Genomic DNA, 22059 nt, shown 5'->3' with positions numbered 1-22059 from the left:
GACTTGTCAGCTATTGGGTCGAAAAAATTGGCGTGTCAGCGGGCCGCCTGTGAACTCTGCGGCATCGCGTTCTCCGCGATGATCCGTTCGATCTCCGCGTTCGCCTCTTCGCCGTAGCGGCTGAAGACATCGGTTCGATATGACGTGGTCGATGCCGCGCCCAGTTGCGTGCCGGATTCATCGCGCGTTGCGACTTCCACGGCCATCGAAAGGCCGATACGCAATGGATGCGCGTCCAGTTCGCGCTGATCGAGCCGGATACGCACCGGCAGGCGTTGCACGACCTTGATCCAGTTGCCTGTCGCGTTCTGCGCGGGCAGCACCGCGAAGGCGGCGCCCGTGCCCGCCGAGAAGCCTTCGACGTGACCGTGATACTTCACCTTCGAGCCGTATGCGTCGGCGCTCAGCGTGACCGGCTGCCCGATCCGCATGTGCGCGAGTTGCACTTCCTTGAAGTTGGCATCGACCCAGACGCCGTCGAGCGGCACGATCGCCATGAGCGGCGTGCCGGGCGCGACGCGCTCGCCGACCTGCACGGAGCGGCGCGCGACATAGCCGGTCACCGGCGCGGGCAGCGTGTTGCGCGCGTGATCGAGCCACGCATCGCGCACCTTGGTCGCGGCGGCCTGCACGTTCGGATGCCGTTCGATCGACGTGCGGTCCGTGAGTGCGTGATTCGCTTCGGATTGCTGACGCACCGCGTCGAGTGCGGCCTGCGCGGCGCTCACGGCATCGCGCGCGTGAGCGATGTCTTCGCCAGACACCGCGCCCGATTCGGCGATCGTCAGGCGGCGTTTCAGGTCGGATTGCGCGCGCGTCAGATCGGATTGACGTTGCGCGACGGTGGCGGCGTAGTAGGCATTGTTGACGTACAGACTGCTCACTTGCCGGACCGTCTGCGCGAGATTCGCTTCGGCGTTGGCGAGCGCGACTTGCGCGTCGGCGGCATCGAGTGTGACGAGCGGCGCGCCCTGATGCACGATCTGCGTGTCGTCGGCGTTCACTGCGATTACGGTGCCGCTCACTTCCGGCGTCAGTTGCACGAGATTGCCGCTGACGTAGGCATCGTCGGTCGATTCGAAATAGCGGCCCGTCGTGTAGTAGTAGCCGCCCCAGCCCGCGCCCGCCGCCACGATCGCCGCCGCGAGCAGTGAGAGCAGCAGCCTGCGCGTCTTGCGCGGTTTGAGATCGGCGGCCGGCTGGGGTTGTTCGGTGATGCTGCGTTCGGTGGTGAGGGTGTCGCTCATGTTGGTGCTCCGGTTCTATAAGGTCGATCAGCGTGCGGCCAGCGCGTCGGCGGATGTGTCGACATAGCCGCCGCCCAGCGCGGCCGCGAGCGCGATTTGCTGATCGCGCCGGTCCATCTTCAGATTCGCGACGGCGCGTTCGGCCGCGAGTGCGTTGGTCTCGGCGTTCAGCACGGTGAGCTGATTCGCGAGACCCGCGCGGTATTGCGTGAGCGCAAGCTGTTGCGCGCTGTGGGCGGCGTCCTGCGCGACGTTCGCATCGACGAGTTGCGCGTCGGTCGAACGGATCTGCGAGAGTTGCGTGGCGACGTCGCTGAGTGCAGTGACGAGCGTCTGGTTGTAGGTCGCGACGGCGTAATCGAAATCGGCGTAACGGCCTTTCAACTGGGCGCGCAACGCACCGCCGTCGAAGATCGGCAGATGGATCGCCGGGCCCGCCGACATCGTGCGGCTCGCCGCCGTCAGGAGCCGCCCGAAGCCGAACGCGTCCAGCCCGAGCGATGCGCTCAGGTTGATGTCCGGATAGAACTCCGCCTTCGCTTCCTTGATGTCGTGCGTCATCGCGTCGACGCGCCAGCGCGCCGCGACGATGTCCGGGCGGCGGCTCACGAGATCGGCGGGAAGATTGGCGGGCAGGCGCACCTCATCGCCGATGCCGAGTTGCGGACGCGCAATCGACAGACCGCGATCCGGGCCCTTGCCGAGCAGCGCCGCAAGCTGATAGCGGGTCGCGACGATACGGCCGTCCAGCGCGCCGAGCGTCGCGCGGCTTGACGCAAGATCGGCCTCGGCGGTCTTGCGTTCGACTTCGGTGTCGAGCCCGCTGCCGATCCGGCCCGCCGTGATGCGCAGGATCCGTTCACGTTCGCCGACCTCGTTCTGCGCGATATCGCGCAGCGCATAAAGACGCGCGAGCTGGTTGTACGTCCGCGCGATGGACGCGTCGAGCGCCAGTCGCACGGCTTGTGCATCTGCCGTGCTCGCCTGTACCTGCGAAACGGCGGCGTCGAGCGCCGCGCGGTTCTTGCCCCACAGGTCGAGTTCATACGAAGCCGAGAGCAGTCCCTTGTTCTCGGATTGCCACGATCCGGCGTACGGCGGCGGCACGAGCGCGTTCTCGGAAAAGCGTTGACGTGTGTACGAATATGACGCGCCGACCTGCGGCATCGTGTTCGCCCGCGCGGTTTCGTTATACGCCGACGCCGCCGCGATGCGAGCGCGCGCCTGCTCGAGCGTCGGGCTGCCGGTAAGTGCTTCGTCGAGCAGCGCGCGCAGTTGCGCGTCGCCGAACTGGCCGGCCCAATCGGGCGCGGGCCAGCGGCCTTCGTCGGCGGGGAGGCTCTGCTGCGTGGCGAACGCCTGCGGCTGGGCCATTTCCTTGTCGCTATGGATGCCGGCGTAATTCGCGCACGCGGAGAGCACCGCGGCGAACATCAGCGTGACGCCGGTTTTCGCGGCGCGCGAGATCAACGGATGGGGATTTGATTGCTGTTTCATTTTCTGACCTGTCAGATAAATGGGCAAAAAAAAATGCGTGGATGGCATGCGTCGCGCGTTCAGTCTTCGAGGAACTTGTCGAGCAGGCGGCGCAGTTCCTGGAACTCGCTCTTGCTGAACTTCCTGAGACGCCTGTTCAGCACCACCGGAACGATATGCGGCAACGCGTCGGCAACTTTCTCGCCTTCGCGCGTCAGCGTGAGATTGACCACGCGGCGGTCTTCGAGACTGCGCGTGCGTTGCAGCAAGCCCCTGGTTTCGAGCTTGTCGAGCATGCGCGTCATGAGGCCGGTATCGATGCCGAGCAGTTTCGACAATTCGAACGGCGTTTGCGTCACGCCGCCGCGCATGGACATGAGAATGCCCGTCTGCTGGGTGGTGATGCCGAGGTCCTTCAAGGCTGCGTCAAGCTCGCCGACGAGGAGGTTGCGCGCCTTGTTGACGGCGAAGCCGACGCTCTTGGTCAGGGAAAAGCTTTCGGGGGTGTAGTGATCCATGTTGGTTCTCCGGTGCTGCGAACTTCCATGGAACGTAAATTTACTGCAAAGTCAGAATTTGTCAATGTCTATTTTTTGGTGTCAGACGATCACCCCCGCGCAGCACTCTCCGCCACGCAACTGAACGAGACGGTAGCAGTCTGCTCTTCGAGCGAACGAATACCGCTAGTCGCCTCCGAGCGAACCACGACGCGCTGCGAGCGCTGCTTGCAGTAATCGGTGGCTGCGTCCATTGCGGCATTGCGCGCGGTCACCCACGACATGCGCGTGCCGGTCGCCTTGCCGGTAACCGTGTACGTGTCAGGCTTCGCGCCGGCCGTAACGCCGTTGGTCGTACCGCATGCGGCGAGCAGACAGGTAAGTGCGATCGTCCCGATCGCGCGCGGCGTCGAGAGCATTGATCTGAGGGAAAAAAACATATCCGTGGACCGTGAATTTGAGATACGGCCCGAATGGTACAAGCGCCCGCGATTTTCTTCACGGATCAGAGGAAAGACGGCAGTTTGTCGTTCCCGCTCAAGCCTGCGCGATGCGCTCCAGCAAGTGCTGCAAGCGGGAATGCTGACAGGGCGCGAGTCCCGGCGTCGCAAGCGCCTGCACGACGCGTCCGCGCCAGTATGTCTTGGAGAAAAGCGAATTCGCACCTTCGAGGCTGAGTACCTGCTCGAGGTGTTCGATCGCCGAGTCGAGATGACCGACGCTATAGGGATGTGTGCCTGCGCCGAGGTTGTTCATGGCACGGTCCGTCGAAAAAGCGAAGGTTACGGATGAAGATTGAATCGACGCGCGAGAACGTGATGTCTCGCGCGTGAATATCGTCGCGCGGGCACGTGACGAACGTGCGACGCGCGAACGACGTTTTTATCGATGCGAACGCCAGACGGCGCACGCAGCATCAGCTCATGTGCTGGCCGCCGTTGATCGCGATGTTCGAACCGGTGACGAAACCCGCATCGTCCGAGCACAGGAACGCGACGAGCGCCGCGACTTCCTCGGGCTTGCCGAGACGTCCCGCCGGAATCTGCGGAAGAATCTTCGTGTCGAGAATCTCCTGCGGAATCGCGGTCACCATCTTGGTCGCGAGATAGCCCGGCGAGATCGTGTTCACGGTCACGCCCTTCTTCGCGACTTCGAGCGCGAGCGACTTCGTGAAGCCGTGCATGCCCGCCTTCGCCGCCGAATAGTTCGTCTGACCGATCTGGCCTTTCGATCCATTCACCGACGAAATGTTGATGATGCGACCCCAGCCGCGCGACACCATCTCTTCGCAAACCGGCTTGGTCATGTTGAAGACCGAATCGAGATTGGTGCGCAGCACCGCGTCCCAGTTCACCTTGGTCATCTTCTTGAAGGTCGTGTCCTGCGTGATGCCGGCGTTGTTCACGAGGATATCGATCGGGCCGACTTCGGCCTGGATCTTCGCGACGCAGTGCTGGGCGGAATCGTAATCGGCGACGTCGACCGGATACGCGCGGAAGTTGCGGCCCTGGCGATCCATGCTCGCGAGCCATTCGCCGGCCTTCGCGTTGCCCGGCGAATGCGTCACGACGACCGCGTAGCCTGCGTCGTGCAGCTTGATGGCGACTGCCTCGCCGAGTCCGCCCATGCCGCCGGTCACCAGTGCGATTCGCTTAGTCATGCTGATACTCCTCAATTCTCTCAGGTTAATGATGCTCGGAATGGCACCGGCGCTGCGCTGTCGGCTCGACGCTTATAGTGATTTGATATCGCGTCGGGCCCGCTCGTATGCGGCGCCGGTTTATTGCTTTCGTTACGGACGTTCCACCGCCAGCGCGACACCCATGCCGCCGCCGATGCACAGCGACGCCAGACCCTTCTTCGCGTCGCGCTTCTGCATTTCGTGCAGCAGCGTGACGAGAATCCGGCAGCCCGAAGCGCCGATCGGGTGACCGATCGCAATCGCGCCGCCGTTCACGTTGATCTTCGACTGATCCCAGCCCATCTGCTTGTGCACCGCGAGCGCCTGCGCCGCGAACGCCTCGTTGATTTCCATCAGATCGAGATCGTTCACCGACCAGCCCGCGCGCTCCAGACAGCGCTTCGATGCCGGCACCGGACCCATGCCCATGATCTTCGGATCGACGCCTGCGTTCGCGTACGCCTTGATGCGCGCGAGCGGCGTCAGACCCAGCGCCTCAGCCTTCTTCGCCGACATCACGACCACCGCCGCCGCGCCATCGTTGAGGCCCGATGCGTTCGCCGCCGTCACCGTGCCTTCCTTCGAGAACGCCGGCTTCAGGCCCGCGAGCGCTTCGGCAGTCACGCCGTGACGCACGAATTCGTCGGTGTTGAACTGCAGCGGCTCGCCCTTGCGTTGCGGAATCGAGACCGGCACGATTTCATCGTTGAAGCGGCCCGACTTCTGTGCGGCCTCGGCCTTGTTCTGCGACAGCGCCGCGAACGCGTCCTGCTGCTCGCGCGTGATGCCGAATTCCTTCGCGACGTTTTCCGCCGTCGTGCCCATGTGGTAGTTGTTATAAACGTCCCACAGGCCATCGACGATCATCGTGTCGATCAGCTTCGCGTCGCCCATGCGGAAACCGTCGCGCGAGCCCGGCAGCACGTGCGGCGCGGCGCTCATGTTTTCCTGACCGCCGGCGATCACGATTTCCGCATCGCCCGCGATGATCGCGTTCGCCGCGAGCATCACCGCCTTGAGGCCCGAGCCGCAGACCTTGTTGATCGTCATGCCGGGGACCATGTCGGGCAAGCCGGCCTTGATCAGCGACTGGCGCGCCGGGTTCTGGCCCGAACCCGCTGCGAGCACCTGACCCAGAATCACTTCGCTCACCTGGTCCGGCTTCACGCCGGCGCGCTCCAGCACGGCCCTGATCACCGTTGCGCCCAGTTCCGGGGCGGCGATCTTCGCGAGCGAACCGCCGAACTTGCCTACCGCCGTACGCGCGGCCGATACGATCACTACGTCAGTCATTTTCTATCCTCGTCAAACAGCGAAAGCGTGAACGGAATCTTCGTTCGCGATGCAATGCTCGCGACGCGAAAACGCATCCATTACGAATGGACTGGGTGAGTTCGACTCGAACTCGGGCGGATTGATGCGCAGCGCCGCGTGCGGAGCGATGTCCGACCGACCGATGCATGAGCGAGCGACTTCAAAAGGCGTCGCGCCGACTGCGGATGACCTCGCCCGTGAGACGAAGTTCGTTCCGCAGAAAAAATCCCGAACGGGACGCGGCAAACGTGCGGCCAATTGCGTGGTCCATTTATATGGGCCTTGGATAAATCTCTCAGGTTAAGCACCGGCCTTCTCTTTCGCCTTGCTGCCGTGAATCGCGAATGCGCAATTCCGCTGCGCGAAGATTCACGCCGGCGGGCAGCAGAGCATATTGGAAGTTATTCGGTCGTGCGCGCTTGTGCGTCGCACCAAATTAGTAACAATTCTAAACGCAAAACATGCGTAAAAAATTTCATATTAGTAGGTATAAACCCTAGATCGCGTAAAAAGTCCCGCTCCGATCGTGCTGAATATTGCAGCAATGCTCGAACGTGCGTTCATTAATCATCCTATATGATGACGAAAATTGCGCAAGTTGTATGATCACTTCGCCAATCGCGGGTAAATACGTAATACAAACGTAGCTGAGTTGTTGTCGTGGGCTTTTCTGTCGTGGACGCCGAGCGGGCATATCGCCCCGTTCTTTATATGCGAATTAACTACTGCGTATAACCAATCCGTCTTTACGCAAAAGAGTTTTGGACCGTCTTAACGCTGATATATGACGGCGTGATGAAGCCATATGCAGTTAATCGCTTGCGTAATGCCGCGACATAATGTCATCCGTCAACGAAAATCGGCTCGACGCGTCGCTGAATTTTCAAAGCGCTAAAACGATCCTTTTGCCTTTTGCGCGCGAACAGCACGCCATCATCCGGTTGTTCGACTGGCGCTCGCTTTTGGTCAGCACCACATCGCGGTGATCGATATCCCCGGCGAGCACGCGCACTTCACATGATCCGCACAGTCCTTCCTCGCAGTCGCTCTGCACGTCGACGTTCGCGCGCCTGAGCGTCGCGAGGAGCGTCTGATCGGCCGGGACGGTCAGCACGAGGCCGGAATCCTGCAACTCGACTTCGAACGCTTGCTCGTTTTCCGCGTCGAGCGTGCCGAGTTTCGATTCGAAATGCTCGATCTTCAGCGCGTCCTCCGGCCACGACGCGCTCGCCACGCCGAGCGCGTCGAGCATGCGCGCCGGACCGCACGCGTAGATCAGCGTGCCCTCGTCCACGGCGAGCGCCGCGAAATCGTTGCGCGTGCCTTCTTCGGAGACGTACGCGAAAAGACGTTCGCCGTGCAGCGCGCGCATCTCGTCGAGCAAGGCCATCGACGCGCGCGAGCGGCCGCTGTAGTGCAGTTCGTAGTCGATGCCGAGCGAACGCGCGCGCCGCGCCATCGCGCTGATCGGCGTGATGCCGATGCCGCCCGCGATCAGCACGAGCCGGTTCGCGGTTTCGTCCAGACGGAAGTGATTGCGCGGGCCGCGAATGCGCCAGTGGGCGCCGGGCTTCACGTTGTCGTGCACCCACGCCGAGCCGCCGCGGCTCTGCGTTTCGCGCAGCACGGCGATCTCGAACGCGCGCCGGTCAGCGGGGTCGCCGCACAGCGAATACTGACGCGAGAGGCCCGTCTCGCCACAGACCACATCGATATGCGAACCCGCCGTCCAGCGCGGCAGATCGCGCCCGTCCGCCGAAACCAGCCCCACGCGCACGATACGATCCGCGCACGCATCGACCGAATCGACGAACACCGCGCGGCTCACCGCATGCGACGACGGCTCGCCGATCCGCACCACCGCGCGCGCCTCGCGCACGGACGGATCGGCGCGCTCCGGGTTCATCGCCGGGTCCCATTCCACCAGGAGATGCTCCGGCCCGCGAAACGACGTGTTCGGCACATAAGTGAAGCGCTGCTCGGCGAGCCGCATGTGCGGCAGGCGGCGCGTGAGTTCGTCGAGAAAGACTTGCATCTCCATGCGCGCGAGGTTCTTGCCCATGCACTGATGCGCGCCGTAGCCGAAAGTCAGCTGATCGCTGGCGTTTTCGCGGCGGATGTCGAAGAGATCGGCATCGGCGAACTGATGCTGATCGTGATTCGCCGACGACGTGACGATCAGAAGCTTCGAGCCCGCGGCAATGTCGATGCCGCCGATCGTCACGTCCTTCGTCGCGAGCCGGCGCCACGCCGCGACGGAACCGTTGTGACGCAGGCACTCCTCGACCGCGTTCGGAATGAGGCTCGGGTCTTCGCAGATGTCGCGCCACGCGTCGCGATGTTGCAGCAGCAGCTTGAGCGCGTTCGCGGTGGCGTTCGCCGTGGTCTCGTGCGCAGCGACGATGCCGGCCATCATCATCGAATGCAGATACGAATCCGTCACGACATCCGGCAGTGCCTTCTGCTTGCGGATGCCGTACTGCATCCAGCCGGGACCGGATGGGTCTTCGCGCATCTTGTCGAGCACCTTGCCCGCGTACTGCCAGAACTTGCCGACCGCATGGGCGACCTCGACCTGCTCTTCCGGCCTCGGCCGTCCCCAGGTGTTGACCGTGTGCGCGATCGAGTAGAGGCGCAGCGTATCCATGTCTTCCTCGGGCACGCCGAGAAAGTGCAGCGCGACGGTGAGCGGCACTTCCCACAGCATCTGATCGACGAGATCGGCGCGGCCATCGTCGATGAAGCGATCGACATATTCGCGTGCGAGCGCGCGCACCATCGGTTCGTGATGCGCGAGCGCTTCCGGCGTGAACGGGTCCATCAGCGCGCGACGGCGCGGCATGTGCGCGGGCTCGTCCTCGTTCACAAGCGTGCGGTTCAGCGCGAAGCCGTACGACGCGAGCACGGCATTCGCTTCGGGCCCGGTCGGCGTAATCTTCTCCAGCGCGATCGACGGGCTGAACGTGAGGTTGTCGCGGAAGATCGCCTTGATGTCGTCGTAACGCGTGACGACCCAATAGCCGAGCTTCGGGCTCCAGAAAACCGGCTCCTGTTCACGGGCCCAGCGCACGTATTCGGGCGGGTCCTGGCTGTAGCCGTCGCCGAATGGATCGAACTCCGCCGCGGGCGCGCTCACGGGGCAGCCGTTCGGCGCGCGGGCATCGTCATGAAAAGGGCAGCGGGGCGCGCGGTCTTCGCCGGCCACATCGGTCATGCTCGTCTCCTGATTGTTCTTTTAGCGTGACCATAGTATGCAACGGCTCACCACTTCCAGCGCACGCCCAGACCGCCTTCGATCGCGCTGCGGTGCGAGCCCCCGACATTGGTCGAGTACGAGACGTTTGCGGACAGACTGCCGCGCGCGCTGACCTTCGCGACGACGCCCGCACCGAATTGCGCGGTCGTCGCGGACACGCTCGTCGGGATGACGGTGGTGCCCGCGAAGGTCGCGGTATCGGTCGCGCCGAAATAGCGCCACAGGTTCGCGCGCAGATACGGCTCGAAGCTTGTGCCGGCCGCATCGACGTGACCGTAGAAGCGCACGCCGAGCCGGCCGACGAAACCGCTCGCTTCATCGAAGGACACGGTCGAGATGCCGTCGTCGATATCGTGGAGACTGGCGTGCTGCCAGATGAGTTGCGCCTGCGGTTCGATCGCGAGGCCTGCGGGCAGCGGAAGCGGCAAGCCCGCTTCGATCGATGCGGCGAATGCGCTGCCATGCGTCGTCGCGCCGACGCCGCGGTTCGATTGCGGATCGGCGGTGAGCGAGCTGCCGAGCAGCACCGCGTCGGTGTACCAGCCGCTCGGGCCGATGTGCGTCCAATAGAGTCCGGCGCTATACGCATTGATCGACAGATGGCCGGCGTCGGAGTTGGGAAAGCCGAGCGCGAACCCGTCGATATCACCGCTCGCGCGCGCGAAGCTGAAGAAGAATCCGTAGTGATTGCGATGTTCGCTCGATGTCGTATCGGCGTAGATATCGTGGCCGATCTGCACGCCGCCGATGCCGCCGCTGAACTCGGGATCGGCCGCGCCGCTGTTGTGCTGCGTCGCGTGGCCGCCCCAGACGCGCGCCCACGCCGCGGGCAGCGCGCCGTTTTCCATCAGCAACGCCTGCTCGCCCTGACGCTCGTGGAACGTGCCGATTTGCTGGATAGTCAGCTCGCGCGCGATCGGCGGCAACTCGGCGTAGACCGGCACTTCCATGCGATAGAGCGGGATCGGCGCCGAGCCGGGCGGCGGTGGGACTGGAAGCGGCGGTGTTCCTGCGGCGGCAGTCGGCGTGGGGGCCGCGGGCGTTGTTGGCGTTGTTGGCGTTGTTGGCGTTGTTGGCGTTGTTGGCGTTGTTGGCGTTGTTGGCGTTGTCGGCGTTGTCGGCGTTGTCGGCGTTGTCGGCGTTGTCGGCGTTGTCGGCGGGGGCGGAGCGGGTGGGACGGCGGGCGCCACTGCCGGAGCGGGAGCGGGCGGCACGCTCGAACGCAGATACCAGTTGTCCGCCGTTCCCTCGCTCACGCCGCCCTTGAACAGATAGTACGTGTAAGCGCCCGCGTTCATCGAATGCGCAAGCGTGAAAGCGCCCGGCGACGTCGTCGCGCCGTTCGTCGCCTGCACGACCAGAATCCCGTCGTTCACCGTCAGTCCGCCCGTGCCGCCGATGTTCGTCACGCCGATCGACGTCGTTCCCGCGCCTGTGCCCTGCGCGATCACGAGCCGGTCGCTCGGCGCACCATCCGCGCCGAGCGCGCTCTGCACGAGCAGCCGTCCGTCGTTGCCCGTGTAGTTGCCGTTCACGACGAACGCGTCGCTCGTGCTCGGGCCGCCGTTGGTCAGATCGATCGTGCCCGCGTTGTTGAGCGCGACGAGTTGCCCGGCGATCGCCGGCTGTATCGATGTGTTGCCGATGCCGCCCGCCAGAATCGTGCTCGTCGCATCGAGATTCAGTGCGCCGGTGCCGGTCGCGGCGTCGCCGAGCGTGAGGCCGTTCGCGTCGAACGTGAGCTGCGTGTTGTTCGTCGCATTCACCGTCTCCCAATTGGCATAGCGCGCGAGGCCGCTCGTCTGCACGTTGTCGAATGTCAGCGCATCGACGCCCGGACCGCCGTCGAAGCGCGTCGTCGCGGCGAGCGTGATGTCGTTCAGATTGCGGATCACGGCGGAGTCGTTGCCCGCGCCGAGCGAGACCGGCCCCGCGATCGTGCCGCCGCTCCAGGTCAGCGTGTCGGTGCCGGTCGTGGTCGTAACGCCCTGCCCGATCGACCCGCCCGTGATCGTCAACGCGTTGTTGCCGCTGCCGAGATCGACGCGTCCGCCGATCGTGCCGCCCGAGAGCGTGAACGTGTCGTCGTTCTGCGCGGCGGTCACGTTCGTGTCGATCTGCCCGCCCGACATCTCGAAGATGTTCGCGCCCACGTTCAGATCGACATTGCCGATGCGCCCGTCGGTGATGCGCGCGACATCGCCATTCGCGAACACGCCGACGATGCGCCCGCCCGTCATCGTGAACGTGTCGCGCGCGTCGCCCTGATCGAGCGAATCGACCTGGCCCGCGGTCATCGTGAAAGCGTCGACGCCGTCGCCCTGGCGAATCTGTCCCGTGACGACGCCGCCGTTCATGTTGAACGTGTCGGCGCCGGTGTCGGTGCGTACCGCGACGCCCGCGCCTCCCGCGATCGTGCCTGTGTTCGTGACCGACACATTGATCTTGCCGCTCGCGACGATCGCCTCCGCGCTCGCGCCGCGAATCGTGCCCGTGTTGTTGATGCTCTCGGCGCCGCCGGCGATGGTCACGCCGGTCGCGCCTTGAATCGTGCCCGCGTTCTCCAGCGTGCCGCCCCCGTTCGCGACGATGCCGCTCGCGCGCTGGCTCACGATGCTCGCGCCCGCCGCGTTCGTGACCGACGCGGGATTGGCGAGCGACACGCCGCGCCCGCCCGTGCCGCGTGCGAGTATCGATCCGGTGTTCGTGATCGCGCCCGGCGATGCATCCTGCGAAACGATCCCGTGCGCGTTGTTGCCCGATACGTCGATTGTGCCGTTGTTCGTCACGACGTTCTGGCCGGGCGAGCCGGTCACGGTCATGCCGCTCGCCGATCCGCCCGTCGTCGTGATCGAACCGTTGTTGATGAGCGTGTCGCGGCTCGTATTCGCGCCCATGCCGGGCGATCCCGAGCCGCTCGTGACGATCGCGCCGTCGTTGATCAGCGTGCCGCCGCCTGGGCTGCCGTAATCGCCCATTCCCGTGGCGTTCGCGCCGCTCGTCGTGAGCGTGCCGCCGGCTGCGTTGCGCATCGTGACGGCGGCCGCGCTGTTGAACATCGCTTCGGAACTCACGCCGGTCGTGAAGATGGCGCCACGGTTCACAAGCACGTTTTGTCCCGTCGCGCCTTGCGACGTCATGCCGTCGAAAGAATCGCCGTTCACGCGCAAGATACCGGCGTTCGTCGCCGTGCTCGTATTGCGGACAAAAAGTCCGTTGCGGTTGGTGATATCGAGTTCGGCGCCCGACAGCACGTTGATCGTCACATTGACGCTGCCCGCAACGGCGATGACCGGAACGGTCGACGGATTGGGCTGACGGGTATCGCAGGTTGCGCTCTTGCCGGACTGCGGCGCGGTGCTGTCGCACGCGCTGAGCGCGGGCACTGCGCGAACGAGAATGGAGACGCCGAACGCAATCGAGATGGCATGAGCGAGCGGCGTCGATCGTACCTGAAGGGACGAGCGGCGCATGAGATCTTCGGCCTGCGGACGGTTTCGATTTGCTCAGCAGTGCGGCGCATCGTTCCACGATGCACGCGTCTGCTTAGTGCTGCCGGTAGGCAGCAATTCGATCAGAGTAGTGCACCCATTGCGCTTATGCAAAGGACGTTGAATTGTGCGCCGCGCCGTCTCTCGGATGGCTCAGATGGGCTTGCCTTCGCTCGACGCCCAGTTGGGCATCAACGTGTTGCTCGGCAGCGTTTCATCGATCAGCTTGCGCGCGGTCTGACGGCCCGCGACCGGCAGCCCTTCGGGATCGAGCACGCCGATCTGCACCAGCACCGAGGCCTGATCCCAATAGATGTGTTCGTTATAGAGCTTGTCGCCGCGAAAGCGGATCACAGCGAGCATCGGGACTTCGAAGTATTTTCCCGTCGGTGCGAGGCCGGGCAGCAGCCAGTCGATTTCGCGGTCGTGCGTCGCACAAAACACGAACTCGTCGACCACGCGGTCCGCGCCGATCGTGCGTGACACCGGAATCAGCTTGGTATCGGCCGGATTCGAATGAACGAAGTGATACCGATAGAAGCGCTTCAACTGATCGTGACCGACGCCGCCCGTCATCGTTGGCACGTGATTCACGTAGGGCTCGGCGATCATCGTCGGCATGACGGCGTCGACGTCGCGCGTGCCGAACTCGAAATAGCAGTGCTGCTCCCACAGCAGATTGAGGTCGAAGAGCGGGCCGAGCACTTTGCGCAATATCGCGAGCGTGCGCGAGTACGCCATCAGCGCGGCGGGTTTGTCGTAATGTTCGCTGCCCGAAACGATGAAGCCGCTCGATGTGCCCGGATATGCATACCGCTCGATGTGCGGCTTGCCCACGAACGCGGCCTCGATTTCGCGCTGTTCGGGCGCGCCGTGTTCGGGGAAGTGGAACACCATCGGGCAGCGGATCGTGGGGATATCGGCGCGGCAGGCGGCGAAATCGTCAGCGTAATAGCAGGCGGCGCAATCGACGTCGGCCTGCGCGGCGATGCGCGTCGCGAGCCGTCCGCCGCGCCCGAAACCGACCACGCCGACCTTGCCCGCATGCTGCGGCAGCGCGCGCAGCGCATCGACGAGCGCCGCGAAATTTTCCGCCGCGATGCCGCCGGGCTTCGGATCGTAGTCGGGAAGCCGCGGCGCAAGCACGACGTAACCTTCTTCGGCGTAAAGATCGGCCGTGTGCGTGATGAAGTCATCGAGGCCCGCGTCGTCGTGCAACAGCACGATGCCTGGGCCCGAGCCCTTCGCGGGCTGGGTCACGTAAGCGGGAATGGCCGTGCCGTCGCGAAGCGTGATGTCGATGAACCTGCCGCTCATTGCGTGCGTCTCCTTATATGTAGTGTTCGCGGCCACCGCGCGCTCACGACAGCAGCGTGTCGGCGAGCAGCTTGACGTTCAGCACGACGATCACCGCCGCGACGAGCCACGCCAGCCCGCTCGTCCAGCGCGAGACGGCGAAGACGCCCATTTTGCGACGGTCCGACACGAAGCGCACCAGCGGAATGACGGCGAACGGCAGTTGCATCGACAAAATCACCTGGCTCAGCACGAGCAACTGACCCGTGCCCTTCTCGCCGTAGATCGCCGTCACGACAATCACCGGCACGATGGCGATCGCGCGCGTGATGAGCCGCCGTGCCCAGTTCGGAATTCGCAGTCGCAGAAAGCCTTCCATCACGATCTGGCCGGCGAGGGTCGCGGTGACGGTCGAGTTCAGGCCGGACGCGAGCAACGCAACGGCGAAGAGCGTCGATGCGATGCCCAGGCCCAGAAGCGGCGACAGCAGATGGAAGGCGTCGCCGATCTCCGCGACTTCGTCGTGACCGCTCGCATGAAACACGGCAGCGGCGACGATCAGAATCGCCGCGTTGATGAAAAGCGCGAGCGTCAACGCGATCGTGCTGTCGATGGTCGCCCAGCGGATCGCGGCGCGACGCGCTCGCACCGATTTGCCGTACGCGCGCGTCTGCACGATCGACGAATGCAGATACAGGTTGTGCGGCATGACCGTCGCGCCAAGGATGCCGATGGCCACGTACAGCATTTCGCGATCCGCGACGATGCGCGGCGACGGGATGAAGCCGCGCAACACATCGGCGAGCGGCGGCGCCGCGGCGGCGATCTGCAACGCGAAGCAGCTCGCAATCACGACCAGCAGCGCGATGACGAACGCCTCCAGCAAGCGAAAGCCCTTGTTGATCAGCAGCAGCAAAAGGAAGGCGTCGAGCGCGGTCAGGAGCGCGCCCGCAATCAACGGGATGCCGAACAGCAATTGCAGCGCGATGGCCGTGCCGATCACCTCGGCCAGATCGCACGCGACGATCGCCGCCTCGCACGCGAGCCACAGCGCGAAATTCACCGGCTTCGAATAGTGATCGCGGCACGCCTGTGCGAGATCGCGGCCGGTCGCGATGCCCAAACGGACCGCAAGCGCCTGAAGCAGGATGGCCATCAGATTCGACAGCAGGATGACGGTGAGCAGCGTGTAGCCGAAGCGCGAGCCGCCGGCGATGTCGGTCGCCCAGTTGCCCGGGTCCATATAGCCGACGGAAATCATGTAGCCGGGTCCGGCGAAGGCGAGGAAGCGGCGAATCCATCGACCGCCCGTCGGCACATGCACCGACGCGTACACCTCCGGTAAGCTCGGGCGGAACGCGTCATCCTGCTCGGGCGGTTTCGACGCGGGGCGTACAGGATCAAGCATAGGCTCGTTTCTCCTGCGGATACGGGCAGTGGGCGTGCTGAAAATATGCGCCGGGGCGGATGAACATTCAAGCGCGCGCAGGTGCGAAGGTGAGAACGCGCGTCGAAAGTCACGCTCAATGCTGATAATTCGACTTATCAGATGTAGCGATTTTTGTTGTCAAATTCGAAGCTGGTTGATAACCTTGGCCCAAATGATTGAAAAGAAAGGATAAATGAGGCCCGACGCCACAGCTTCCGTAGACCGTTTGGCAGACGGCGCGACGAACTCCGTCGCGGATAGCGCGCGTCTGCGCGCTCCAAGCCGCCTCACACGCCAGCATTTCGCGCTGTATCGCGGCTATCTGGACGGCGTGTCTGAAGCGCAGTTGCACGCATCGTACGGCGATGCCGGGACCGATGTCCGCGCCACGCGACGACTGATCGACGCACTGCGTGACACGCTGTCGGTCCTTGCCCGGCGCGCTCGTGACACGGAAGCCGCGCATCTGTTGCGGCTTCGTCCTGGCAGCATTCCGCTTTTCGAGCCGCCTCCGGCCACGGCCGCGCCCACACTCGACGAATTCCGCGAAAACGTCGATCCGGACGGCGTCTACAGTGAATCGGAACTGCTGGCGCTGTATGAAGAGGCATTTCCGCCAGTCACCTCCCCTTCCCTCGATCGGCGTGCCGCGCGCAATGTAAGGCTGAGGGGCCGGCAGGCGGATGCGCTTGCGCGCATGGAAGCATCGCTCGCGCAGGACCCAAGTCCGGAGCATCCCATCGATGGCTGGTTCGAACCGGCAATCACGATGCGGCTCACATCGGCGGGCCTGGCGACGATCGCGGATGTCATCGAATTGATCGAACGGCGGAGGCATCGCTGGTACGCCGCCGTGCCGCGACTCGGTCCGAAGGGCGCGCAACGTGTGGTCGACTGGCTGCAACTTCACGCTCAGGCTCTGCGGCACACGTTTTCGCCGCGCGCGCTCGTGCCGCGACGGCAATGGCGAACCGGCGAAATGTCGCCCCCGCCGCGTTCCGAAACCGATGGGAGCGACGTGTTCGTGATCGCCCCGCTGGAGGTATTGCGGGTTCCGGCGCGGCTGGACGGGTCAAAAGGGTCGAATCGGACCGGCGCGGGAGCGCGTTTCGATACGGATGTCCGTGCGATTTCCGCCTGGCTCGACGCTCGATCGAGCAGTGAGCACACGCGCCGTGCGTACCGACGTGAAGCGGAACGCCTGCTGCTGTGGGCGCTCGTCGAGAAAGACAAACCGTTTTCGTCGCTCGATCCGGCGGAATGCGCGGAATATATCGGTGCGTTTCTGCCGAACCCTCGGCCGGCGGCTCGATGGATCGCGTCTCATCGGAGCGAACGATGTCTCTCCACCTGGCGACCCTTCGCCGGTCCACTTTCGGACCGCAGCCGGGAAACGGCCCGCTCGATCCTGAGCGCGCTGTGCGAATGGCTCGTCGGTGAAAACTATCTCGCCGACAACCCGTTTGCGGGTTTCGCGCGCGTCACGTCGCCGCCGGTGTTCGAGTCGGCGACGCGATCGCTCGACCTGGAGCAGTGGAGAAACGTGCTGCTTTCGGTCGAACGTTCCGATTATTCGTTTTCCGAGCATCGCGACAGACTGGCGCTGCTTCTCGCGTACGCCACCGGCCTGCGTCGCGCGGAGCTGGCGGCCGCGACGACAGACGCACTGAGCGTCGGGAGGTTATCGGGCGTGATCGGCCCCGTCTGGCGTCTGGCGATCGACGAGGGTCGCGGTGCCTCTCGCTCGGTGCTCCTGCCGGCGGCCGTCGTCGAAGCCCTTGGGGAAAATCTCGCATTGCGCGGCCTTTGCGCGCCCCTCGACTGCCCGGAAGGCACGCCGATTCTGGCTCAGGCACGAGGCGGGCGAGCGCTAACGCCGGACGGTGTCGGAAAGATCTTCAAGGGCATCTTCGCAAATGCGGCAGTGTTCATGGAAGCGCGGGAGCCCGGGACGGGCCGGGAGTTGAAACGAGCGAGCACGCACTGGCTCCGCCATACCCACTCCGCGCACGCGCTCGGACACGGCGCGGCACTGCGCGAGGTCAGTATTGGACTTGGTCATGCCGACCTTTCGACCACCGCGGTGTATCTCAAAAACGAGGACATTGGCCGCTTTCTAGGCGTGGAGAAGCTGATTCGCAGCGCCTCGACGTTCGCGAAAACGCCAGAGCGGTCCTGAATTCGCGTTTACACAAGCGCTCGGCGTTGTAAAAATGCCCGCTGGGGTCGCTCAAGTACTTCAGAGTTTACTTGAGGTTTACCGGTTCGCCGTTTATTCTTCGGTTTGCAGCTTGTTTTCCACAAACCGAAGAATTATTTGCTTACCCAGGCCCGCCAGTGACTGCGAACTCCATGCTAAGCGCTCGGCTTCCCGAAGTCGATCAATCCGTTTCGATCGAAACGCTCTTGGGAGTGGCCGCCCAAGCCACTGACATTCTCAATCAGATCCGCGACGCGATGTTGGAGCCGTATCCGCGCAAAAGCGCGCCGACATTCACGAGCGCCCAGGTGGCGTCGCTCTGCGGAGTCGACAAGCAGCGGTTCCAGTACCTGACAACCAAGGGCGATTTGCCCGCGGGCACGTCAAAGGGAGCGGGCCGCAGCAAGGAGTTCAGCCTCGAAGAAGCACTGACCTGGATCAGGGCGACGAAGGAGCGAACACGTCGACCGGAAGGTAAGCGCGGGCGAATTGTGACCGTTGCGAACTTCAAGGGCGGCGTCGCCAAGACGACGACAGCTGTATCTGCCGCGCAGGCGTTGACCCTGCTCGGCCGTCGCGTGCTCGTTATCGACTGTGACCCGCAGGGCACCACCACCCAGCTTTGCGGATGGGCGCCGGACGCGGAAATCTCGGACGATCAGACCCTTCTTCCACTCATCTATGGTGATCGGGAGACGCTGCACTATGCGGTGCAGGAGACGTATTGGCACAACCTGGATCTCATCCCGGCGTCGTCGTCACTCTTTGATGCCGAATTCGAAATTCCGGCGAAGGTGCTCAACGATAGCACGTTCGAGTTCTGGGAAATTGTCCGAAAGGGCTTGATGCCGCTCGCGAATGAGTATGACGCCATCGTGATCGACACGCCTCCCGCACTCAGCTACCTGACTATCAACGCGCTGCTGGCGTCGGATGCAATTCTGCTGCCCTGCCCGCCCGAGGCGCTCGACTTCGCAAGTTCCACCCAGTTCTGGCACCTCTTCGCCGATATCGCGAAGAAGCTTCCGGGCGTGCTCGAGCAGAAGCGATTCGATTTCGTCAACGTGATCATGACCAAGGCGAAGTCCGACGACGTCTCTCGGGTCGTGCGCGGCTGGCTTCAGAAGGCGTACGGCGATCGCGTGCTGCCGTTCGAGATTCCGGAGTCGACCGTACCGAAGGGTGCATCTGCGCAGCTGTCGACGGTCTATGACCTTTCGAAGCCCGACGGCAGCACTGCCGCATACAACCGATTCAAGGAGCCGCTTGACCGGCTCGCTGAACACCTCGACGCGCAATTCGTTCGCGCGTGGAATCAGAAGGAGGCATAAATGGGCATCGGGGACAGACTCCTCGCCAAGACAGCGAACATCGGCAGCAAACCGGCGGAGACGCCGGCGCGGCCGGTGAGTACGGAGGCGCGCACGTCGCCGGGACGCTTGATGGACGCGCAGCATCGCATCAATACTGCGCAGGCACGGATCAAGGAACTCGAATCGCAACTGGAGGAACGAGCGGCGCTCGAAGTGCCTCTCGATGCGCTCGTCGAAGTACCCGGCCGACGCCGCAAGCTGACGGCGGAGCAATTTCAGGAACTCAAAAGCAATCTCGCGCAGCACGCACTCGCCACGCCAATTTTGGTGCGTGCGCTGCCGGATGATCGCTTTGAGATCGTGGCGGGGCACAACCGCGTCGCCGCCTATCGCGAACTTGCACGCACGACCATTCGCGCGAACGTCGCGTCGATCGAAGAAGGTGAAATCGAATTTGCAGCGTTCTTCTCGAATCTGCTCTCGCCTTCGCTAACCGACTTCGAGAAGTATTGGAATTTCAAACGGCTGCAGGAATTGAGCGGCTTGTCACGCACTGAGATTTCCGAGAGCGCCGGACTCAGCAAGAGTCACGTCACGCGAATCTTTTCGTTCGACGCCTTGCCGGAAGCAGCCAAGATCGCGCTCGCGGAGAAGCCAGAGCGGCTGGGGAGCAATGCCGCGCAAAAGCTCGCGGCGCTCACGGAGGCGGGCAAATCGGACAAGGTTGTGGAGGCGGTTCGTCGGCTGATCGAAGACGACAACTTCACACAGGACAGAGCGGTTGCTCTTGCGGCTGAGAAGCCGCGCACGGCAGCACCGAGCGCGACCGTGGTTCGCTCTGGTAGACGCAAGGTTTGCGAGATCTCGACGCGAAACGGCGTAGTCGGCGTCCGATTCTTTGAGAAGGATGCAAGCGATGCAGAGCATTGGGGTCAACGGATTGCCGAGTTCATCAACAAAACGTTGAGCGAATCGGAGCAGGATTGAAGCTCTTCTAGGTTTTCGTTTTAAATCAACAACTTAACGAAACAGATGGAATCGATAGTTGTTGAACCTAGTAGAACTTCCTTGAAAATCAAAGACTTGTCGTCAGAGCACTAACGAGGCTTCTATGTAACGAACAAGCTGCAAAAAGACAAAAGCCTTCGGCGCCAACCGAAGGCTTTTGAATATCGGGCTTAACTGCTTATCGCCCGGTCCGCTTCCCGACGCCAATCGGGTCACGAGTCCACATCTCGAAGTTTAGCGGAACGCGATCGGCAGTCAAGCGTTTGTCTTCCATTTTTCGAAATGGACGTACTTGACATGCGTATCGCGCAACATTCCGTTGCTGGCGAGGTTGGTTTTCGCCTGCAAGAACCCGAACTGCCTTCCGAACTGGAAGATCAACAGGCGATCGATGACTATGCCTGCGATCGATCGAACCTGCCCTGGGTGATCTTTCGAGCCGCACATCGCGCGACTCACACCGCCGCCCTGCCCGCTCGTGCACGTGCGCTGCTCGCGGCTTTGGCGCGTACCGTCGACGCTTCTCGTCCCTATGCCCCGATCTTCGCCCGTCGAGAATTGCTCACGGGGCGAGCGCAGCAATCGATGCGTACGTTCTATCGCGGCCTGGACGATCTCGAGTTCGCTGGATTCATCACGCGCCCGCCCCAAACACGATACGGAGCGGCAGGCCTATTCGGCCGCGCCTATCTTCATCTGACCGAGAAAGCGGCCTCTTTGCTGGGTCTCGTCGAGTCTGTTGCCGCCAACGAAGCGCCCTCCGCCAATCATCAGGACGACCCGATCCCGACCGCCCCCGTCTTTTCTTGCGTGCCGCCGTCTGTCACCGTGGCAGACGGTGCTATATATAAGGATCTAATCCCTACTACTCAAAAGAGACAACCAGGACGGCTTCCCGCCGATCTTCAGCGCCTCGTCCCACTGGGATTTCGTGAGTTTCTGATCTTCAAACTAATGCGCGAGGCGAAGGCCCACGGCAAACTCCTTTCCGATATCGTCGAGGCCAGTTGGAAACATTTGAAGCGCGCCACACATCCGATCAGCTATGTCCGTACGCTTTTGCGTGCTCCGGTCGACTTCGCCTATCGCGCACGAAGCCAGCGTGACGTCCATGTCGCACAAGAACAGAAGCTCGCCGAATCGCGGCGCACCGCTGACGTCGCCACGAATCTCGCGGGCCAATCCTTCGTCAGCCGCGATGGCGTTCGTAACTACCGAATCTCCGAGGACGCGCGCTCCATCATGATCCACCATCGCGACGAGCCACAACCGCGCGTGCATGCCGGCGCATGGGCGCAGGATTTCGTCGCAGCGCTCGATGCAGGACACATCGTCTCAGTCGACCCGACGGTCGACCGCGTCGCTGGTCAGCCTTCCACATCGCACTTTCGCTCGCGCATCCCGCCGGTGCCGGCCCAGATGAATTCGCGGTCCACCGAATCCAGCCCCAATTTCGAGACGCACCTCAGCGAGATCAAAGCGTTTCTTCGCTTGAAGCGGGCAGGATGTGCCCCAACTAACCCTTCGAGGGACGCCATGCGACCAGCCTCTCAAGACCGGTCACGCCCCTCACGTTTGAGTTCGCTCTTACAAGCGGTGTCGCGTGCCGCATCGAAGGCAAGCCTTGGTGATTCGTCTGAACAAATTGTCGATGATGCCGTCTCAATGAGACGGCCACGCGCGCTACTCGAATGAAAGGGTCCGCCGAAGACCGCAACCCAAAAAGTATTGAAAAACCTGCTGCGTCGCAGCAAATGCTGATATACTCTAAGGTTGCGCCTTAATGGGCGATTGGAAAACGCAAAACCGCGTACGGATGCGGTCTGCGTGCTTTGCTCGATGCGATTTTCA

16 protein-coding genes are annotated in these 22059 nt (G+C 63.2%); 4 read left to right on the top strand and 12 right to left on the bottom strand.

From position 1 onward, the window contains the following. Positions 1-35: 35 nt before the first annotated feature. The 12 genes from BTHE68_RS32650 to BTHE68_RS37080 form a co-directional block, all read right to left on the bottom strand. A complete protein-coding gene (locus BTHE68_RS32650; protein ID WP_162070398.1) occupies positions 36-1247 on the bottom strand; it encodes an HlyD family secretion protein in 1212 nt (403 codons plus the stop codon). A 27-nt stretch (positions 1248-1274) separates the two neighbouring features. Further along, entirely contained in the window at positions 1275-2744 is a 1470-nt protein-coding gene (locus BTHE68_RS32645) for an efflux transporter outer membrane subunit (RefSeq protein ID WP_162070397.1), read from the bottom strand. Positions 2745-2803: 59 nt separating this feature from the next. After that, positions 2804-3241: a MarR family winged helix-turn-helix transcriptional regulator gene (locus BTHE68_RS32640; protein ID WP_162070396.1), complete on the bottom strand. Its 438-nt coding sequence runs from the start codon at positions 3239-3241 to the stop codon at positions 2804-2806. Between the two features lie 89 nt (positions 3242-3330). After that, positions 3331-3639 carry a hypothetical protein gene (locus BTHE68_RS32635; RefSeq protein WP_232078180.1) on the bottom strand — a complete coding sequence of 103 codons (309 nt, stop codon included), beginning with the start codon at positions 3637-3639 and terminating at the stop codon, positions 3331-3333. Positions 3640-3757: 118 nt separating this feature from the next. Beyond that, positions 3758-3976, bottom strand: coding sequence for a hypothetical protein (locus BTHE68_RS32630; RefSeq protein ID WP_162070394.1), 219 nt, complete (start codon positions 3974-3976; stop codon positions 3758-3760). Between the two features lie 160 nt (positions 3977-4136). Continuing rightward, the gene (gene phbB, locus BTHE68_RS32625; protein WP_162070393.1) at positions 4137-4880 is read right to left on the bottom strand and encodes an acetoacetyl-CoA reductase; all 744 of its coding nucleotides are present in this window, start codon (positions 4878-4880) and stop codon (positions 4137-4139) included. Positions 4881-5012: 132 nt separating this feature from the next. Further along, positions 5013-6194, bottom strand: a complete 1182-nt coding sequence (locus BTHE68_RS32620) for an acetyl-CoA C-acetyltransferase (RefSeq protein ID WP_162070392.1) — start codon at positions 6192-6194, stop codon at positions 5013-5015. A gap of 904 nt (positions 6195-7098) precedes the next feature. Beyond that, a complete protein-coding gene (locus BTHE68_RS32615) occupies positions 7099-9429 on the bottom strand; it encodes a cytochrome P450/oxidoreductase (protein WP_162070391.1) in 2331 nt (776 codons plus the stop codon). A 47-nt stretch (positions 9430-9476) separates the two neighbouring features. Then, positions 9477-12944 carry an autotransporter family protein gene (locus BTHE68_RS32610; RefSeq protein ID WP_162070390.1) on the bottom strand — a complete coding sequence of 1156 codons (3468 nt, stop codon included), beginning with the start codon at positions 12942-12944 and terminating at the stop codon, positions 9477-9479. A gap of 171 nt (positions 12945-13115) precedes the next feature. Continuing rightward, positions 13116-14279, bottom strand: coding sequence for a dienelactone hydrolase family protein (locus tag BTHE68_RS32605; RefSeq protein WP_162070389.1), 1164 nt, complete (start codon positions 14277-14279; stop codon positions 13116-13118). 43 nt (positions 14280-14322) lie between these two features. Further along, a complete protein-coding gene (locus tag BTHE68_RS32600; RefSeq protein ID WP_162070388.1) occupies positions 14323-15666 on the bottom strand; it encodes an Nramp family divalent metal transporter in 1344 nt (447 codons plus the stop codon). A gap of 115 nt (positions 15667-15781) precedes the next feature. Next, positions 15782-16525 (bottom strand): hypothetical protein, encoded by a 744-nt coding sequence (locus BTHE68_RS37080; protein WP_232078366.1) that lies wholly within the window; start codon positions 16523-16525, stop codon positions 15782-15784. Between BTHE68_RS37080 and BTHE68_RS32595 the strand changes: the two genes are divergently transcribed. From BTHE68_RS32595 to BTHE68_RS32580, 4 genes are all read left to right on the top strand, one after another. Then, the gene (locus BTHE68_RS32595; protein ID WP_232078354.1) at positions 16427-17866 is read left to right on the top strand and encodes a site-specific integrase; all 1440 of its coding nucleotides are present in this window, start codon (positions 16427-16429) and stop codon (positions 17864-17866) included. The two genes, BTHE68_RS37080 and BTHE68_RS32595, sit on opposite strands and share 99 nt — an antisense overlap. Before the next feature lie 173 nt (positions 17867-18039). Continuing rightward, the gene (locus BTHE68_RS32590; RefSeq protein ID WP_162070386.1) at positions 18040-19218 is read left to right on the top strand and encodes a ParA family protein; all 1179 of its coding nucleotides are present in this window, start codon (positions 18040-18042) and stop codon (positions 19216-19218) included. Continuing rightward, positions 19219-20187, top strand: coding sequence for a ParB/RepB/Spo0J family partition protein (locus BTHE68_RS32585; protein WP_162070385.1), 969 nt, complete (start codon positions 19219-19221; stop codon positions 20185-20187). It begins immediately after the preceding gene. Between the two features lie 303 nt (positions 20188-20490). After that, positions 20491-21903: a replication protein O gene (locus BTHE68_RS32580; RefSeq protein ID WP_502710614.1), complete on the top strand. Its 1413-nt coding sequence runs from the start codon at positions 20491-20493 to the stop codon at positions 21901-21903. Positions 21904-22059 lie beyond the last annotated feature (156 nt).

This window comes from Burkholderia sp. THE68 (assembly GCF_009938265.1).
Taxonomy (GTDB): Bacteria; Pseudomonadota; Gammaproteobacteria; order Burkholderiales; family Burkholderiaceae; genus Caballeronia.
Note: the sequence above shows the minus strand (reverse complement) of the source record. Positions and strands in the feature narration are given on the sequence as shown.

What these genes read in the sequence shown, in the direction of transcription:
- BTHE68_RS32640 (WP_162070396.1), bottom strand. Translation starts at nt 3,241, where the DNA reads ATGGATCACTACACCCCCGAAAGCTTTTCCCTGACCAAGAGCGTCGGC.
- BTHE68_RS32615 (WP_162070391.1), bottom strand. Translation starts at nt 9,429, where the DNA reads ATGACCGATGTGGCCGGCGAAGACCGCGCGCCCCGCTGCCCTTTTCAT.
- BTHE68_RS32585 (WP_162070385.1), top strand. Translation starts at nt 19,219, where the DNA reads ATGGGCATCGGGGACAGACTCCTCGCCAAGACAGCGAACATCGGCAGC.
- BTHE68_RS32590 (WP_162070386.1), top strand. Translation starts at nt 18,040, where the DNA reads ATGCTAAGCGCTCGGCTTCCCGAAGTCGATCAATCCGTTTCGATCGAA.
- phbB (WP_162070393.1), bottom strand. Translation starts at nt 4,880, where the DNA reads ATGACTAAGCGAATCGCACTGGTGACCGGCGGCATGGGCGGACTCGGC.
- BTHE68_RS32600 (WP_162070388.1), bottom strand. Translation starts at nt 15,666, where the DNA reads ATGCTTGATCCTGTACGCCCCGCGTCGAAACCGCCCGAGCAGGATGAC.
- BTHE68_RS32580 (WP_502710614.1), top strand. Translation starts at nt 20,491, where the DNA reads ATGGACGTACTTGACATGCGTATCGCGCAACATTCCGTTGCTGGCGAG.
- BTHE68_RS32650 (WP_162070398.1), bottom strand. Translation starts at nt 1,247, where the DNA reads ATGAGCGACACCCTCACCACCGAACGCAGCATCACCGAACAACCCCAG.
- BTHE68_RS32630 (WP_162070394.1), bottom strand. Translation starts at nt 3,976, where the DNA reads ATGAACAACCTCGGCGCAGGCACACATCCCTATAGCGTCGGTCATCTC.
- BTHE68_RS32605 (WP_162070389.1), bottom strand. Translation starts at nt 14,279, where the DNA reads ATGAGCGGCAGGTTCATCGACATCACGCTTCGCGACGGCACGGCCATT.
- BTHE68_RS37080 (WP_232078366.1), bottom strand. Translation starts at nt 16,525, where the DNA reads ATGCCTCCGCCGTTCGATCAATTCGATGACATCCGCGATCGTCGCCAG.
- BTHE68_RS32620 (WP_162070392.1), bottom strand. Translation starts at nt 6,194, where the DNA reads ATGACTGACGTAGTGATCGTATCGGCCGCGCGTACGGCGGTAGGCAAG.
- BTHE68_RS32645 (WP_162070397.1), bottom strand. Translation starts at nt 2,744, where the DNA reads ATGAAACAGCAATCAAATCCCCATCCGTTGATCTCGCGCGCCGCGAAA.
- BTHE68_RS32610 (WP_162070390.1), bottom strand. Translation starts at nt 12,944, where the DNA reads ATGCGCCGCTCGTCCCTTCAGGTACGATCGACGCCGCTCGCTCATGCC.
- BTHE68_RS32635 (WP_232078180.1), bottom strand. Translation starts at nt 3,639, where the DNA reads ATGCTCTCGACGCCGCGCGCGATCGGGACGATCGCACTTACCTGTCTG.